The organism is Azospirillum sp. Marseille-Q6669 (assembly GCF_965111635.1).
In genome coordinates, this window is record NZ_CBCOOP010000001.1 from 1,075,468 (window position 1) to 1,090,000 (window position 14,533).

Below are 14,533 nucleotides of genomic sequence, written 5' to 3' on the forward strand. Positions count from 1 at the left end.
AGGGATCCTTTATGCCGCTCCCCGTTCCTGTTAATCGACAGAGAGAAGTGCTCTATCTCCCGGCGCAGGGGCACGTCGCCGTCCTCGGTACAGCGGGTAGCGGGAAGACCACTATCGCAATCCACAGGGCCGTATATCTGGGCAACCCTTCCCTTCCCCATGGCGGTCGCACCCTTTTGGTGACGTTCAATAAGGCTCTTGTTGCATATTTTCGCCACCTGGGAGATGAGGTTCTAGGTCATAACGTAAAAGTTGAGAATTACCACACGTTTGCGCGAGGCTATCTAAACAGACGGGGCAAGATGCCTCGGTTCAATGGGATTGTTAATCCTACAAGGCGCGAAGAGCTAATCGAACAAGCGAAGCAGAGCGTAGCGGCAGAAGATCCGTCGCCCATTCTTGATCGGTCGACAGCGGTACTGTCAGAAGAGATAGCCTGGATATCCAGGCATGGTGTTGCCTCTGAGCAAGCATATGAGTCGGTTACAAGAACTGGACGATCGGACGCGCGCATTGATAGGCGCTACCGAGCTTCTATGTGGAAGCTGTATCAGGCGTATCTGACGCTTAGAGCTAATGCAGGATTCCTTTATGACTGGGATGATATTGCCACGAGTGTGTGTTCAGAATTCGACAACGACAATACAGAAAGACACTATAAGCACATCGTCATTGACGAGGGACAAGACTTCTCTCCACAGATGATTCGCTCTCTTGTGAAGGCTGTGCCAAAGGGCGGTTCTGTTACTTTTTTTGGTGATGTTGCCCAGCAGATTTTTGGGAAACGCATGTCGTGGCGTTCGGCTGGTTTGGTCATTAATGATGTCTGGCGCTTCGAGCAAAACTACAGAAACACGGCCCAGATATTTGAGGTGGCGAAAGCTATATCTGCGATGTCTTATTATCGGGGAGAGGATGACCTCGTCATGCCGGAGGCTCCTAAAGCGGCAGGAGCGCCTCCCGCCATTGTCAAAGTTTCTTCGAAAGAGGCTGAAATAAAGTTTGTTGCCGAGCAGGCTACTCAACTGTCTAAGACGCAGTCTGTGGGTATCATACTGCGTCGGAGAGAGCATGAGGATTTGTTCAAGCTACTCTTGCCGAAGAAAAGCACGCGGCTAGATAAAGATCTTCAGGTATGGCATCCTGGCGCTGGAGTGCATTATGGCACATTCCATGCAGCAAAAGGGCTCGAGTTTGATGTTGTGATCATACCGTTTTTGTCGGATGATTATATGCCCGATCCAAAGGATATTGAGGAGCTTGGGGAGGCCGATGCCACAAGTCAAGACGGCCGGCTGCTCTATGTCGGAGTGACTCGTGCAAGATCTACTCTAATCATGACGCACTCTGGGCCACTGTCGCCGCTGCTGCCGAAGTTGGATGGAATTTGCCAGAAGATGGAAGTGTGATGCTCAAGATCGAGGAGGCTGCTAAAGAACTGGGTATCACCCGTCTCTGTCACTTCACTCCATCCCGCAAGCTTGCCCATATACTGGTGGGAGAGTTGGGCATTCTTGCGACGAGAAATCTCACGGCGGCGGAAAGAGACCTGTTTAACGCCACGGATTTGAGCCGTCTTGATGGAAAGCCGGAGTGCATCTGCTGCTCTATAGAATACCCGAATGGGTGGTATTTTAAGAAGGCCAGAGAACGCGATCCGCTTTTCAAGGACTGGGTTGTTTTATTCATAAAGCCAGACTACTTGTGGCGGGATGGAGTGTTCTTTTGCCCACTCAATGCGGCCAAGGCTTACGGTGGTCATCTGCGGCAGGGGTATGAAGGGTTCTCTCGTTTGTACGAGGGGCGCGTGGCTGGCCGGTCGCGGTCGCCCGGGCAGCTTTCGTGTTGCCCCACTGACGACCAAGCGGAGGTTCTGATCCCTGATCGAATCTCGGTAAGCGACATATTAGGGGTTGCTGTCGCATCTGAGCAGCAAGCCCTGCTGGAGTTTGCAAGGCTCAAGCAGTGCGGATACGATGCATCGCGTATCCGGTTTGTTGTTGCGCCGATGCTATTCGAGTCTCATGCGTTGAGCGGTAGCATTCGGGCCGGGCGCAGACCTGATGAGCACGAATGGACCCCCGGGGATGGGAAATGACCGCATTGAAGGCACAGGTTAGTCGCGCTCAAGAGACGATCGACGGAAAAGTCGTTGCGGCCTTCATAGGGGCGGCAGTAGGGGATGCGCTTGGCTGGCCGTATGAAGATCGGGCCCGCCGAGTTGGCGGGCGACGGAAAGATGTGCCTAATGGAACCTTCGAGGGCTGGGTAAAGCGGTCCGGGGGGCGTTTCCAACCACTAGAGGAGGAAATCCGCCCGGGTCAGTATAGCGATGACACTCAGTTAATCCTCGCCGTCGGGCGCAGCTTGCTTCGCGGGAAAGAGTGGTGGCGGCACCTTGCATACGTGGAACTCCCTTTCTGGTCTGCGTACGAGAGAGGTGGGGGAGGTGCGACCAAGAGGGCGGTTAATGTCCTGCTAACCGGGAAGCTTCCCTGGCAGGCGAAGTTGACCGATGTAGAGAAATATTTCGACGCTGGCGGCAATGGTGTCGCCATGCGTGTCTTGCCTCATGTTGTGAAAAACCTTAATAAAGATTTTTCTTTTACCGCTAAGTCCATCGTTTCTGATGGAGTGTGCACTCATGGGCATCCGAGAGCATTGGTCGGGGCACTAGCATTTGCGTTTGTGCTTAGGTCGGCTTTCGACTCGACTGGAACGCTGTCGTATGGAGCGCTTGTCGATTCTGCATTGCAGAATGTTGATAATTGGGCTGAACTTCCAGTAATAACAGACGTTTGGCCGGACTGGTACAGTGCGGCGCAGCGGCATTATTCTGGTGGCTATCAGGATTCTTGGAGAAGAGCCGTTGGTGAGATGGTTGAGCTTTTAGAGGTCTGTCGTCAAGGTATTCAGCGCGGGGCCTTGGCGGTAGACCAACAGGTTTTGGAAAAAATCGGCTGTTTTGATTCTAAGATGAGTGGCGCAGGTACGGTAGCTGCCGCAGCCGCCGCTTTTCTCGGGTCCCGCCACGCGGCGACGCCAATTAATGGAATGCTTCAAGCGGCTTATGCCGTGGGCGCTGATACCGATACCATTGCTTCTATGTCGGCCAGCCTTTTAGGGGCAATAGCCGAACTGGATTGGCTGATACCGTTTTCCACCACGGTGCAAGATGCAGTATATCTTCGCGAGCTCGGCCGGTCTTTGCTTTCGGGCGAGGAGCGAGCGGAGCCATCTGTTGAACGTGTGTCCAAAAAACACATCGATGAGCTGTTTGAACGCTTTCAGAGAAATGGCGTTGATGAAAAGACACTCCCTGATGGTCGCCTAGTAAAAGAAGTTTCTTCTTGGGCAGTTCGGTCCTCGTCTCGCACTCTCATGCCCGAGGCATTCCGCGTTGAATTGTTGGATGGTCAAACCGTTTTCTTCAAAAGGCTCGTGAAGCGGGTTGAGAGAGAGCTTCCGCTTTACAGAAATGATGCGGAAACCAAGCCCACAGGTATTGGAAGATTCGGGATTACTCTGCTCGTTTCTGATCTATCAATGTCAAGGATGTTCTATGAGGTCGGGATTGGTCTACCGGTAACGAAAGTCACCGGAAAAATCGTCACATTTCATAATTATCTGGCTCTTAAGGCCTCTGATTCTTTTGAGGAGAACGGCAGGCCAGACGGACGTGTGGCAATTTTTCTCGAGGTGGATAATATTGATGATTTTCGCCGAAGGTTGAGCAGGTTTGGTGAGGGGCGTCTTGATCCCGTAGGGGTCATACACGGGCGCCGCACATTCAACTGCGTTGATCCTGACGGCTATCGGATTGAAGTTTATGAAAGGGAGTGATCTTCTGCGGTAGATTCGGTTCTACTGTGCGCGGAAGCTTATTTCTCAGAAATTTATGCTTGATCGCAGAAACCGGTCCAAATATTGGCGCAGGTCTGCTTCAGAAAGGCGGAGGCGCCCCTTCAGGGCGCACTCCCAGACAGTTAGGATGCGCCATCCCAGTTCGATGAGCTCAGCCTCGTTGCGCCGGTCGCGCCGGACGTTACCCGCAATCTTCTCGCGCCAGAATTCCTGCCTCGTGGCGGGCCAGCGGAACAGCGCGCAGCCGTGCCCGTGCCAGAAGCAGCCGTGCACCTGAACGGTAAGCGGCCGGAGAACGCCCTGAGCTGATGTGGTGGACGGCCCTTCCACCTTCTTGAAACGGTGGCAAGCTGAGGTCGTCGAAGAACCAGCTCAGAGGGGCCGTCTGCCGTGGATCCCCGGGTACAAGCCCAAGCGCAACTACCAGAACGCAATCTTCGACGCCATCGACCGCTACCTCACGGCGCGGCCGGCCATCCTGGATTCCCTTCCCGCGACGACTCCGGCAGTCACCGACCCAGCCCCCGTCTTCGTTGAGCCGCTGGCACCGGTCGCTGCCGGCGAGGCTACGCCGGAGCGCCTGAAGCGTCTGGTCAGGAAGTTCGATCCCGTGGAGCGGGACCACCGGAACCGTGCCCTGGGGAAGGCCGGGGAAGCCTTCGTCCTCGACCTGGAGGGGCGCCGGCTGGCCGACGCCGACCGCCCGGACCTCGTCCGAAAGGTCCGGTGGGTTGCCGCCGAGGACGGCGACGGCTCCGGGTACGACATCCTGTCCTTCGATTCCCAGGGCCGCGAGCGGCTGATCGAGGTGAAGACCACCAACGGCTCGGCGAGGACACCATTCTTCCTGACTCGCAACGAGCACGAGGTGGCAATGGAGAGACCGACTGGCGGATCTACCGCGTCCACCTGTTCGCGAAGGCCCCCAGAATCTTCACCCTTGCGCCTCCGCTGGAGCAGATGGTCAACCTGCGCACCGAAAGCTGGCGAGCATCATTTACATGAGCGCCAGTTCTCAACCCTGGGGCTGATCGTCAGGACGCGAAGCCTCCAGTGCATCTTGCAGGTCCTTATCTGACAGGCCAAAACTCTTGATATTATCAAGGTCAATTTTCTTCACAATTACACTAAGAAGTCCATTGTACATCATATTACGCTGCGCGGGCGATGCGTTCATCTTATTGAGCACAGCCTCGAAAGCATTGATGGCGTTGTCAACATATTCGGGAGGCGCATGACGACCAAACCGGATACTTGGCATGAAGAGCAAAATGAGGGCTAAGGGCAGAACTCCAATGAACCCCAGTTCATTGAGGAAATTTACAAATTTGTTTGACTCTAACGTACGAGTTGCCACTTCCGCCGCTCTACTAATGGCGATTGTTGATAAAATCGCAATAGCGAGCCTCTTGGGATAATCGACTCCCAGCACCCGAAGGGACTGCCTAAGAAGAAGCGTGCTGATGTCTTGCCACATGGCTTACCTCCCAGGCCCACGCACTGCGCCAGGAACGCCATGCCAATCTGACGCAGCAACCGGTTCTATCGCTAGTGGTTGTAGCGCACCCCCGCCTCCTCCACTTATACCAGACCCAGAGTGCGACATAACGTATTCTATTATCTCCCTTGCTTCTATTGCGTTTGACCCGTAGCAACCACGCCGCATTCTGAAATAAACAATACTTGCATCAAAAAGAAAAGCCAAACCAAGCGCAAGAGGAACTACTATCTCGAAGTGAGTTATAAATTCCCCAGAAAACAGAAAGACAATGCCTGCCAAATCCCCACCCATAGCCACAAAGTAACCAGTAACAGCTAGAATCATCATTACCAAACATGCGTAAACTCGTGCATTGATTTTGTGTTTAGCAACAACCACGGACAAAAATGTTAATTTTGTGATCTTTTCATGACTCTCAATTACCTCGACCTGCCTCTTCAGAAGCGCCAGCTGCGCGATAACCTCTTCGGTGACTTTGGGAACTGGCTCCCCAAAATCATGGGAACCTTGCTTTTCTACGGAGTGCTCATCCTTGTGCTTAGGCGCAAGGTCTCGCTGAACTCCAAGTAGAAAGGAAAAAAGCGTCTTTTGCGTAGTAGGCCCATTTCCTGCATTCAGCAGATAGCGTATCATGCGCCTGAAGTATTCTTCCGGAATGTTATGGAAATACCCCCGCCGGCGCATATGAGCCATTTTATGAGCAAGCCGATCATACGGAGTATCAATTAGCCACCATGCTCGCTTCAGCAGCCAGCACACTCGATGAAGCAACGAGTCCACTTTAGGAGGCTTGCGCATTTCATCTCCTGATCCGGTATTGCTAAGTATGAGAAATCTACCCTCAAGCACTATCGCGCTGTGCTAGCAGCACACCCTGATGTATTCGGGGACATTTCAGATGATAACGAGCTTGTGCGCCGCAGCACAACTGCTAACATCTTCCCATCGGCGGCGAGTGCGATGCGGCAGACCTCAGTGTTGGTGGCGCCGTTTCCGCCAGCCGCCGGAAGGCGTCCAGAACGAATCCAAGGCTGTCGCCGTTCCGGCTCGTGGGGGTCTGTGGCAGGTCGGCAGCGACCAAGGGGAGGAAGATGCGGACCCATTAGAGCGCCACGAGCCCGAGGGGCAGCGCTACCGGGTCCTCGACATTGGGCGAGGCGTCCGCGGTGCGCGCCACTACGCGCAGGAGGGCCAGCTTGTAGGTGCTTGGCCTTGGCATCGTTCAAGACGATGTGCCGGATGAGCGGGAGCGCGCCCGTGCCGTCGTCGACCAGCTGGACGGCCACGGTTTCCCACTGGATGTCCGGCCGGCCCCCGGCGTCGGGGGCCCAGGTGGCGCGCGTCACAACGGCGCCATGCTCGGCCGCCAGCCGCTCGATCTCGGCCCGGCTGACAGGGTGCATGAGACGGGACGGATCCGGCGGGCCATGCCGGAGGCTGACCACCATCCGGCCGCCGGGCTTGATAAGGGTGACAAGCTTGCGGAACGCCCACCGCCGGTCCGCCAGCCCGACATGCATCCAGACGGCGCTGAGCAGAATGAGGTCGATGGCCATGCCGAGCCGGTGGCCCCGTTCGAGGCCCGGCAGTCGGTCGTCGATCCAGCGGATGCGTGGGGAGCCGTGCCGTCGCGCCGCCTCCCCCCGCATCCCGCAGGACGGCTCGACGGCGACGACCTCGTGCCCGCGCGCGGCGAACCACGCGGCGTCGCGTCCGGACCCGGCGCCGACGTCGAGAATGGCTGACGGTTCCGGCGGCAGGAGGTCAAGGACATCGGCGTGGACCTGCTCGAAGGCAACGGACTCGTACAGCCCTGCAAGGTCAACGGCGCGCCGGTCGTACTCCTGGACGGCGTCGCCGCGGGAGGCTCGCCCGGGTATAGGCTCGGCCGGCTGGTTGGGGGTGTCGGGTGGCTGAGGGGCGATCATGGGCAGGTGGAAGAGCGGCGGAGCTGACCAGTTGGAATGACCGTCGCTTTTGATTGAAGGCTCACAGGTATTCCGGGCATGGCGCCCCATAGAGTGATGACAGCTTACCACCGTTGGTTCCCGTAGACATGCCGCTTCGTCAACCCGCCTCGGCTCCGCATCCCGCAGGGGCTACCATGCCGATGATGCACCGCCCGGGGGCCCTTCGGTCTCCGGCTGGACGCTTCTCCTGCCGACCGGACGCGCTCTGCCTCCCGCCGCCGCCCCATAACCCTCCCGTAACTTTTCCGTAGCCTTCCCGTCCACCGCCCTGGAGGAAGGTTGATGATATAGACCCGGACTCGCGCCCCTTGACGCATTCGAGTTGTCCTGACCACTATCCTCCTACAACTATGTAGGCTGACACCTCTGGGTTCGGCCTTCGAAGGCGCCCCCGCGCCTCCGAAGTGTTGGAAAGTGCGGTACTGGGCCATGTCCGACTGGATAACAAGCGAGCGGCGGTGGGTCTGGCAGACCGCGTTGGAGTTGAAGCTCCGGCGGGTGAACGGCGTCGCTTTCCAAGACTTCTTCTCCGACGTGATGGAGCGCGCCCATGGCGACGACTTCGTCCGCACCCGGCCTTACGGGCGGCGGGGGGACAAGGGCTGCGATGGATTCCTCCGCTCCCTCGGGCAGGTCTTCGCCTGCTACGGCAAGCTGGACGACGCGTGTCCGTCCGTGGCCGCGCTCGTCGAGAAGATGGACGACGACTACGGGAAGGCGTGCAGGCATCTGAAGGCCGTCCTGCGGGGGTGGTACTTCGTCCACAACATGCTGGACGGCACACCGACCGAGGCGACCGTGCTCAAGCTCGGGGATCTGGAGGCGGCCAACCCGTCGCATTCCTTCGGCGTGATCGGGCGAGAGGGCATCGAGCAGCGCGTCTTCAGCCTCAACGAGACCGACATCGTCAGCCTGATCGGGCCGGCCGTGTCCGCCGAGGACACCCGCAACCTGAAGCTGGAGATCGTCGCGGAACTGGTCGATGCCGTCATTGAGGCCGTCGAGATTTCCCTGCTGGACGGCGGCGCCCTCAAGCCAGTCCCATTCGGGAAGCTGACCTTCAACGGGCTGCCCAAGCACTGGTGCCACACAGTCGTGGCGGCAATGCCGAACATCCACCACGTGAGGGACTACTTCCGGCGCCATGTCGACCCGGAGCGTGGCGCGAGGGTAGCCGCCATCTTCAACGGCCGCTATCTCGCGCTGAAGCGGCAGGGACTCGCCCCGGACTCCATCATGGGCAACCTCTACGACGACATCGTCGGGATCGGGTCTGTGACGAACGACAGGGTCGTCGTCGCGCAGGCCGTGCTCGCGTTCCTGTTCGACGCCTGCGATATCTTCGAGGACAAGCCCGTGGAGCCGGCGCGATGATCCTCCCTGGAAAGCATCTCCCCGTGGGCAGGTCGCTCATCGGCGTCGGCGGCGAGATCCTCGCCCAACTAGGGCAGCCGCGCGAAGTCTCCGAACTCTGGGAGCGGTTCAGGGCCGCCCGCGCGGCCCGCGAGGAGGACGAACCCGTCCCGTTCGACTGGTTCGTCCTGGCGCTGACCTTTCTGCACGCCGTCAGGGCCGTCCACATGGCGGACGGCGTCATCGCGGCGGGGGACCCGGGCCTATGATCGTCTCCATCGAGAGCAGCCTGCCGACGTTCAAGTCGCTCCACTTCCACCCCGGGCTCAACGTCCTGCTGTCCTCGAAGGCGAAGGACACGCAGGACCGCCGCACGCGCAACAGCGCCGGGAAGAGCAGCTTCGTGGAGCTCGTCCAGTTCCTCCTCGGCGCCAAATGCGCCCCGGATTCCCTGTTCCGGAACCCGGCGCTGGTCCAGCATTCGTTCAAGGGCTCGTTCCGCATCGGCGGCCAAGAGGTGACCGTCGAGCGGGGCGGCTCCAACCACGGCCGGGTGCGGGCGTGCGGATGTCGGTGTGGTGAACGCCCGACTTGCCCGTGAAGTCCGCAACCGCCGACACAGGATCCTGCCCCTTCTCCGCCCACGCCTCCCGCAGGTCGGCGCCGATGGTCAGCCCCACGCCGGCTTGGTAGGCGGCCGCCGCGATGACGGTGCGGAACCGTCCACCGGATTGATAAGCCGCCGACGCTCCGGTTTTCGCGCCGGCGCCACGGGAGAGCATGCCCTGTTCGATGCGAAAGTATCCCAAGTCCGCCACGGCATCGGCACCTCCCCGCCGTCGTCGATCCGGCAACCGGCCCTGGCCGGCCCCGGAGGCGTTGCGGCCCGCCGCAACGCCTAACTGCACACTTCGTCGCTCGAGGCTGCCCGTGGCGAGGGCCGGAGGTCCGACGCCCGGGCAGCCTGGTTCGGAAGGAAGCGTATGGAGGGTTCAGCCCCGCCGCATCGGGCGCCGGGCAATTTTCTGCGCCGTTTGGATAACGTGGTGGACCAGAGCAACCCGTAGGCAGCGGGGTGGGATCGACGCGGACTGCGGCGGTAACGCCGGTATCAGGTGCCGCTACCCGGTAGCGCTACCGCGGTATCATCTCACCATCGGCCGGCTTGGACCGGAACCGTCAAGATTCTGTCACCGCAGCCCTTTCCTGGCATCGCAACTCATCCAGATACTCAGCCGGCCGATGGCACGGCCGCCGAAACCATAGTCCCCGCAGAGGTTCTGGATGTCCTGCTCCCAGCCCACCCATCCCCTGATCACGCACGAGTCCGTCTCGGAAGCGGTCAGCAAGATCGTGTCGAAGGACCACGTCTATCCGTCCTACCGCCGCATCCGCGCCGAAATTGGCGGGGGTATCCGCAGAGATCAAGGATTGGCAGCGGCAGGCGGCGGACGCGCAAGCCGCTGTGGAGACCGTGAACCGCCTTCTGTCGGAAGAAAAGTCTGCCCTCCTGCGCTCCTCGCTGGAGCTCGACCAGCTGCGTTCTGAACTGACCGCCAAGCATCAGGTGGAACAGGCGCTGGACGAAACGCGCCGCGAGAACGCCCGCCTGCGGGGGCGGCTGGAGGTTCTGGAACCGTTGGCGGCGACGCTCGCGGCATCCGCCCATCGTGAAGCCGGTGGCAAGGTGAAGCCCGGCAAGCAGGGCTCGTTGGGGCTGCCGGCCACGGCCGCACCGCCCGATTCCTGATCCCACCTATGACCGGGTTGGCGTCGACGACGCCGATCTGCCGCTGTGTTTCCGCTCCCGCCGCCATCGGACCATATCGTCATGGCCGCTCCCACCATGGACTTTCCACCCGTGCCCCACACCACCGACTCCACCGCCGCGACGACGGCGCCCGCTGTCCAGCCGCCCCAGCAGGAGCAGCGGACCGTTCCGCTTGAGAAGCTGCTCGGACTGGCCCGCATTCTGGCGCGCCATGAGATGCGCCGGCGGCCGTCCCAGGCCGGCTTCATGACGTTTGCTGCCGGCCTTGCCGTGGTCCATTTCGCCGCCCTGATCGCGTTCTCCCTGAAGGCCCTGCGATGACCGTCCTCCACCATGGGCAAGGACCGCTACGGTTGCGCCGGCCACCGGAATTCCGGCACCTGCCCGAACGACCGCACCATCAGCCGGCAAACGATCGAGGGCCGTGTCCTTGCCGGGCTGAAGGAGCGCCTGCTCGGCGCCGACGTGGTCGCCGCCTTTATTGAGGAAATGGTCGTGGCGCAACGGCGTGATCAGGCCGAGGCCCGGAACCGGCGCGGCGACCAGGAGCGCGCCCTCGCCGGCATCGACCGGAAGATCGCGTCGATCCTGAAGGCGGTGGAGAACGGGATGTACAGCCCGTCCCTGAAGGAGCGGCTGTCCGCCCTGGAGGCCGAGCGTGCCGCGCTCGCCGCCGAGATCGACGCCCTGGGCACCGAGGCGCCGGAGATGCTGCTGCCGGCCAACCTGCCGGAGCTGTACCGGCGGAAGATCGCGGAGCTCGAGTCCGTGCTCGGTGACGGCGACGAGGGGATGGCGGCGATGGAGATGATCCGGTCCATGGTCGACCGTGTCGTGCTGTCCCCCTGCCCCTCCAGCGCCGGGCTGGAGGCGCAGCTTCATGGCGATCTGTTGGCGATCCTGGAGGCGTGCGCCGAAGCGGACCCGAAACGCCAACAGCCCGCCTCGTTGGAGGCAGGCTGTCAACTGTCGGTGGTTGCGGGGGCAGGATTTGAACCTGCGACCTTCAGGTTATGAGCCTGACGAGCTACCGGGCTGCTCCACCCCGCGGGTGTTGGGCTGCTGGGAACCGGCAGTGCGACGACGATTGTCAAGCGTGTTTGAAACCCATCCATCCAAGTCCTTGATGGCTTGGCGTGTGCCGTGGTGACCTGGCGGCGACCTACTCTCCCACGTCTTAAGACGCAGTACCATCGGCGCTGAGGCGTTTCACGGCCGAGTTCGGAATGGGATCGGGTGTTGGGAGCCTCGCCATGACCACCAGGTCACCAAGGCACACGCGAACCATCCGGACCGGACGGGCGGGTTTCGTTAAGTTTGAGGACGTTTGCTCTTGTTCTTTGCGGTGTTGGCTCGTGCGCCCAGGGCTTGCCGCTGCGCGCGGGCCGCCTGCTGGGAAGGATCAAGCCTTTCGAGCGATTAGTAAGGCTCAGCTTCAGGCGTTGCCGCCCGTCCACATGCCTCCTATCGACGTGATGGTCTGTCACGGCTCTCAAGGGAGTTCTGGTTTTGAGGTGGGTTTCCCGCTTAGATGCTTTCAGCGGTTATCCCGTCCATACTTAGCTACCCGGCCATGCCACTGGCGTGACAACCGGTGCACCAGAGGTATGTCCATCCCGGTCCTCTCGTACTAGGGACAGATCCTCGCAAAACTCCGACACCCACGGCAGATAGGGACCGAACTGTCTCACGACGTTCTAAACCCAGCTCACGTACCACTTTAATCGGCGAACAGCCGAACCCTTGGGACCTGCTCCAGCCCCAGGATGTGATGAGCCGACATCGAGGTGCCAAACGACTCCGTCGATATGGACTCTTGGGAGTCATCAGCCTGTTATCCCCGGCGTACCTTTTATCCGTTGAGCGATGGCCCGTCCACGTGGGACCACCGGATCACTATGGCCGACTTTCGTCTCTGCTCGACTTGTCTGTCTTGCAGTCAGGCGGGCTTATGCCATTGCACTCGTCGAGCGATTTCCGACCGCTCTGAGCCCACCATCGCGCGCCTCCGTTACACTTTGGGAGGCGACCGCCCCAGTCAAACTACCCGCCATGCAGGGTCCCGGCTCCGGATCAACGGAGCGCGGTTAGATGCCAGAGACCTCAAGGGTGGTATTTCAAGGATGGCTCCACCCGAGCTGGCGCCCGGGCTTCCTAGCCTCCCACCTATCCTACACATGAGATCCCTAGCACCACTGCAAAGCTGTAGTAAAGGTGCACGGGGTCTTTCCGTCTGACCGCGGGTACTCCGCATCTTCACGGAGAGTTCAATTTCGCTGAGTTGGTGTTGGAGACAGCGGGGAAGTCGTTACGCCATTCGTGCAGGTCGGAACTTACCCGACAAGGAATTTCGCTACCTTAGGACCGTTATAGTTACGGCCGCCGTTTACCGGGGCTTCAATTCGGAGCGTGAACCCCTCCTCTTAACCTTCCGGCACCGGGCAGGCGTCAGACCCTATACGTCGCCTTGTACGGCTTCGCAGAGCCCTGTGTTTTTAGTAAACAGTCGCCACCCCCTGGTCTGTGCCCCCCGCCCCGGCTTGCGCCGCGACGGGGCCCTCTTCTTCCGAAGTTACGAGGGCAATTTGCCGAGTTCCTTCAACACCATTCTCTCAAGCGCCTGGGTATACTCTACCAGTCCACCTGTGTCGGTTTGGGGTACGGTCTGATGCGGGGGCTGTTTCCTGGAACGGGTCCCCAGCCGGGCCAATCCGATAAGGCCCGACACGCTTTCCCATTCGTCACACACCCGCTGGCCCACGAATATTAACGTGGTTCCCATCGACTACGCCTTTCGGCCTCGCCTTAGGGGCCGGCTCACCCTGCGTGGATTAACCTTGCGCAGGAACCCTTGGACTTTCGGCGACAGTGTTTCTCACACTGTTTGTCGCTACTCATGTCAGCATTCTCACTTCCGATACCTCCAGGCGGCCTCACGGACACCCTTCGCAGGCTTACGGAACGCTCCGCTACCACGTGATCAAAGATCACATCCGCAGCTTCGGTACACGGCTTGAGCCCCGATACATTTTCGGCGCAGGCCGGCTTAACTAGACCAGTGAGCTATTACGCTTTCTTTAAAGGATGGCTGCTTCTAAGCCAACCTCCTGGTTGTCATGGCCTTCCCACATCCTTTCCCACTTAGCCGTGATTTGGGGACCTTAGCTGGCGGTCTGGGCTGTTTCCCTCTCGACGATGGACCTTAGCACCCACCGTCTGTCTGCCGGGCTGTGCTCCACGGTATTCGGAGTTTGGTTAGGTTTGGTAAGCCGCGAGGCCCCCTAGCCCATCCAGTGCTCTACCCCCGTGGGCAATCGCCCGACGCGCTACCTAAATAGCTTTCGCGGAGAACCAGCTATTTCCCGGTTTGATTGGCCTTTCACCCCTAGCCACAGGTCATCTCCGACTTTTTCAACAGGCGTGAGTTCGGTCCTCCAGTGCGTGTTACCGCACCTTCAACCTGCCCATGGCTAGATCACCGGGTTTCGGGTCTACAGCAAGCAACTCAAGCGCCCTGTTCAGACTCGCTTTCGCTGCGCCTCCGGCTATCGCCTTAAGCTCGCTGCTTACTGTAAGTCGCTGACCCATTATACAAAAGGTACGCCGTCACTTCGCAAGGAAGCTCCGACTGCTTGTAGGCATCCGGTTTCAGGAACTGTTTCACTCCCCTCGTCGGGGTGCTTTTCACCTTTCCCTCACGGTACTGGTGCACTATCGGTCACTGAGGAGTACTTAGGCTTGGAGGGTGGTCCCCCCATGTTCGGACAGGGTTTCACGTGCCCCGCCCTACTCGAGGATTGAACCTGGTTTACCCGTACGGGACTATCACCCGCTCTGGTGCGCCTTTCCAGACGCTTCCGGTTATGTCGGTCCAACCACTGGCCTGGTCCGCGTTCGCTCGCCACTACTAGCGGAGTCTCGGTTGATGTCCTTTCCTCCGGCTACTTAGATGTTTCAGTTCGCCGGGTTCGCCTCCCGCACCTATGGATTCAGTGCGGGATACCGCTTGCGCGGTGGGTTGCCCCATTCGGAAATCCACGGATCAAAGCCTGCTCGCGGCTCCCCATGGCTTAT

The 14,533-nt window shown here is 59.7% G+C and carries 12 protein-coding genes, 1 tRNA gene and 2 rRNA genes (1 of these 15 cut by a window edge); 8 read left to right on the top strand and 7 right to left on the bottom strand.

Translation table 11 applies throughout. From position 1 onward, the window contains the following. Nucleotides 1–11: 11 nt before the first annotated feature. The 4 genes from ACWPXE_RS04595 to ACWPXE_RS04610 all read left to right on the top strand — a co-directional run bounded on the left by ACWPXE_RS04595 (nucleotide 12) and on the right by ACWPXE_RS04610 (nucleotide 4,942). Nucleotides 12–1,409, top strand: coding sequence for a 3'-5' exonuclease (locus ACWPXE_RS04595; RefSeq protein WP_454016865.1), 1,398 nt, complete (start codon nucleotides 12–14; stop codon nucleotides 1,407–1,409). Further along, on the top strand, nucleotides 1,409–2,098 hold the full coding sequence (locus ACWPXE_RS04600) for a DarT ssDNA thymidine ADP-ribosyltransferase family protein (RefSeq protein ID WP_454016866.1): 690 nt from the start codon (nucleotides 1,409–1,411) through the stop codon (nucleotides 2,096–2,098). Before ACWPXE_RS04595 ends, ACWPXE_RS04600 begins: the two co-directional genes overlap by 1 nt. Beyond that, a complete protein-coding gene (locus ACWPXE_RS04605) occupies nucleotides 2,095–3,843 on the top strand; it encodes an ADP-ribosylglycohydrolase family protein (RefSeq protein ID WP_454016867.1) in 1,749 nt (582 codons plus the stop codon). The genes ACWPXE_RS04600 and ACWPXE_RS04605 overlap by 4 nt, the downstream gene beginning before the upstream one ends. Before the next feature lie 334 nt (nucleotides 3,844–4,177). Beyond that, nucleotides 4,178–4,942 carry a DUF3883 domain-containing protein gene (locus tag ACWPXE_RS04610; RefSeq protein ID WP_454016868.1) on the top strand — a complete coding sequence of 255 codons (765 nt, stop codon included), beginning with the start codon at nucleotides 4,178–4,180 and terminating at the stop codon, nucleotides 4,940–4,942. Here ACWPXE_RS04610 and ACWPXE_RS04615 read toward each other — a convergent pair. Genes ACWPXE_RS04615 through ACWPXE_RS04625 form a run of 3 tightly spaced genes read right to left on the bottom strand, consistent with a single transcriptional unit; the run spans nucleotide 4,880 to nucleotide 7,383 of the window. Then, the gene (locus tag ACWPXE_RS04615) at nucleotides 4,880–5,341 is read right to left on the bottom strand and encodes a hypothetical protein (protein ID WP_454016869.1); all 462 of its coding nucleotides are present in this window, start codon (nucleotides 5,339–5,341) and stop codon (nucleotides 4,880–4,882) included. The two genes, ACWPXE_RS04610 and ACWPXE_RS04615, sit on opposite strands and share 63 nt — an antisense overlap. A gap of 3 nt (nucleotides 5,342–5,344) precedes the next feature. After that, complete coding sequence (locus ACWPXE_RS04620; protein WP_454016870.1) at nucleotides 5,345–6,163, bottom strand: hypothetical protein; 819 nt, start codon at nucleotides 6,161–6,163, stop codon at nucleotides 5,345–5,347. Nucleotides 6,164–6,213: 50 nt separating this feature from the next. Beyond that, nucleotides 6,214–7,383: a class I SAM-dependent methyltransferase gene (locus tag ACWPXE_RS04625; protein ID WP_454016871.1), complete on the bottom strand. Its 1,170-nt coding sequence runs from the start codon at nucleotides 7,381–7,383 to the stop codon at nucleotides 6,214–6,216. Nucleotides 7,384–7,764: 381 nt separating this feature from the next. On the opposite strand from ACWPXE_RS04625, the gene ACWPXE_RS04630 reads away from it, so the two are divergent. The 4 genes from ACWPXE_RS04630 to ACWPXE_RS04645 all read left to right on the top strand — a co-directional run bounded on the left by ACWPXE_RS04630 (nucleotide 7,765) and on the right by ACWPXE_RS04645 (nucleotide 10,438). Then, the gene (locus ACWPXE_RS04630) at nucleotides 7,765–8,709 is read left to right on the top strand and encodes an ABC-three component system protein (RefSeq protein ID WP_454016872.1); all 945 of its coding nucleotides are present in this window, start codon (nucleotides 7,765–7,767) and stop codon (nucleotides 8,707–8,709) included. Beyond that, on the top strand, nucleotides 8,706–8,957 hold the full coding sequence (locus ACWPXE_RS04635) for an ABC-three component system middle component 6 (protein WP_454016873.1): 252 nt from the start codon (nucleotides 8,706–8,708) through the stop codon (nucleotides 8,955–8,957). The genes ACWPXE_RS04630 and ACWPXE_RS04635 overlap by 4 nt, the downstream gene beginning before the upstream one ends. After that, nucleotides 8,954–9,289 carry a hypothetical protein gene (locus ACWPXE_RS04640; protein WP_454016874.1) on the top strand — a complete coding sequence of 112 codons (336 nt, stop codon included), beginning with the start codon at nucleotides 8,954–8,956 and terminating at the stop codon, nucleotides 9,287–9,289. The genes ACWPXE_RS04635 and ACWPXE_RS04640 overlap by 4 nt, the downstream gene beginning before the upstream one ends. 873 nt (nucleotides 9,290–10,162) lie before the next feature. Next, the gene (locus ACWPXE_RS04645; RefSeq protein WP_454016875.1) at nucleotides 10,163–10,438 is read left to right on the top strand and encodes a hypothetical protein; all 276 of its coding nucleotides are present in this window, start codon (nucleotides 10,163–10,165) and stop codon (nucleotides 10,436–10,438) included. Nucleotides 10,439–10,444: 6 nt separating this feature from the next. Here the strand turns inward: ACWPXE_RS04645 and ACWPXE_RS04650 are convergent, their stop codons facing one another. The 4 genes from ACWPXE_RS04650 to ACWPXE_RS04665 form a co-directional block, all read right to left on the bottom strand. Next, a complete protein-coding gene (locus tag ACWPXE_RS04650) occupies nucleotides 10,445–11,395 on the bottom strand; it encodes a hypothetical protein (protein WP_454016876.1) in 951 nt (316 codons plus the stop codon). Between the two features lie 37 nt (nucleotides 11,396–11,432). Continuing rightward, nucleotides 11,433–11,509: transfer RNA gene (locus ACWPXE_RS04655), tRNA-Met, on the bottom strand. A 99-nt stretch (nucleotides 11,510–11,608) separates the two neighbouring features. After that, nucleotides 11,609–11,724, bottom strand: a 5S ribosomal RNA gene (rrf, locus tag ACWPXE_RS04660). Nucleotides 11,725–11,857: 133 nt separating this feature from the next. Further along, nucleotides 11,858–14,533: ribosomal RNA gene (locus ACWPXE_RS04665) — 23S ribosomal RNA — on the bottom strand (it continues 71 nt past the right edge of the window).

Excerpts from the sequence above, each read along its gene's own strand:
- ACWPXE_RS04605 (WP_454016867.1), top strand. The coding sequence starts at position 2,095 with ATGACCGCATTGAAGGCACAGGTTAGTCGCGCTCAAGAGACGATCGAC.
- ACWPXE_RS04625 (WP_454016871.1), bottom strand. The coding sequence starts at position 7,383 with ATGGGGCGCCATGCCCGGAATACCTGTGAGCCTTCAATCAAAAGCGAC.
- ACWPXE_RS04640 (WP_454016874.1), top strand. The coding sequence starts at position 8,954 with ATGATCGTCTCCATCGAGAGCAGCCTGCCGACGTTCAAGTCGCTCCAC.
- ACWPXE_RS04630 (WP_454016872.1), top strand. The coding sequence starts at position 7,765 with ATGTCCGACTGGATAACAAGCGAGCGGCGGTGGGTCTGGCAGACCGCG.
- ACWPXE_RS04620 (WP_454016870.1), bottom strand. The coding sequence starts at position 6,163 with ATGCGCAAGCCTCCTAAAGTGGACTCGTTGCTTCATCGAGTGTGCTGG.
- ACWPXE_RS04635 (WP_454016873.1), top strand. The coding sequence starts at position 8,706 with ATGATCCTCCCTGGAAAGCATCTCCCCGTGGGCAGGTCGCTCATCGGC.
- ACWPXE_RS04615 (WP_454016869.1), bottom strand. The coding sequence starts at position 5,341 with ATGTGGCAAGACATCAGCACGCTTCTTCTTAGGCAGTCCCTTCGGGTG.
- ACWPXE_RS04595 (WP_454016865.1), top strand. The coding sequence starts at position 12 with ATGCCGCTCCCCGTTCCTGTTAATCGACAGAGAGAAGTGCTCTATCTC.
- ACWPXE_RS04600 (WP_454016866.1), top strand. The coding sequence starts at position 1,409 with ATGCTCAAGATCGAGGAGGCTGCTAAAGAACTGGGTATCACCCGTCTC.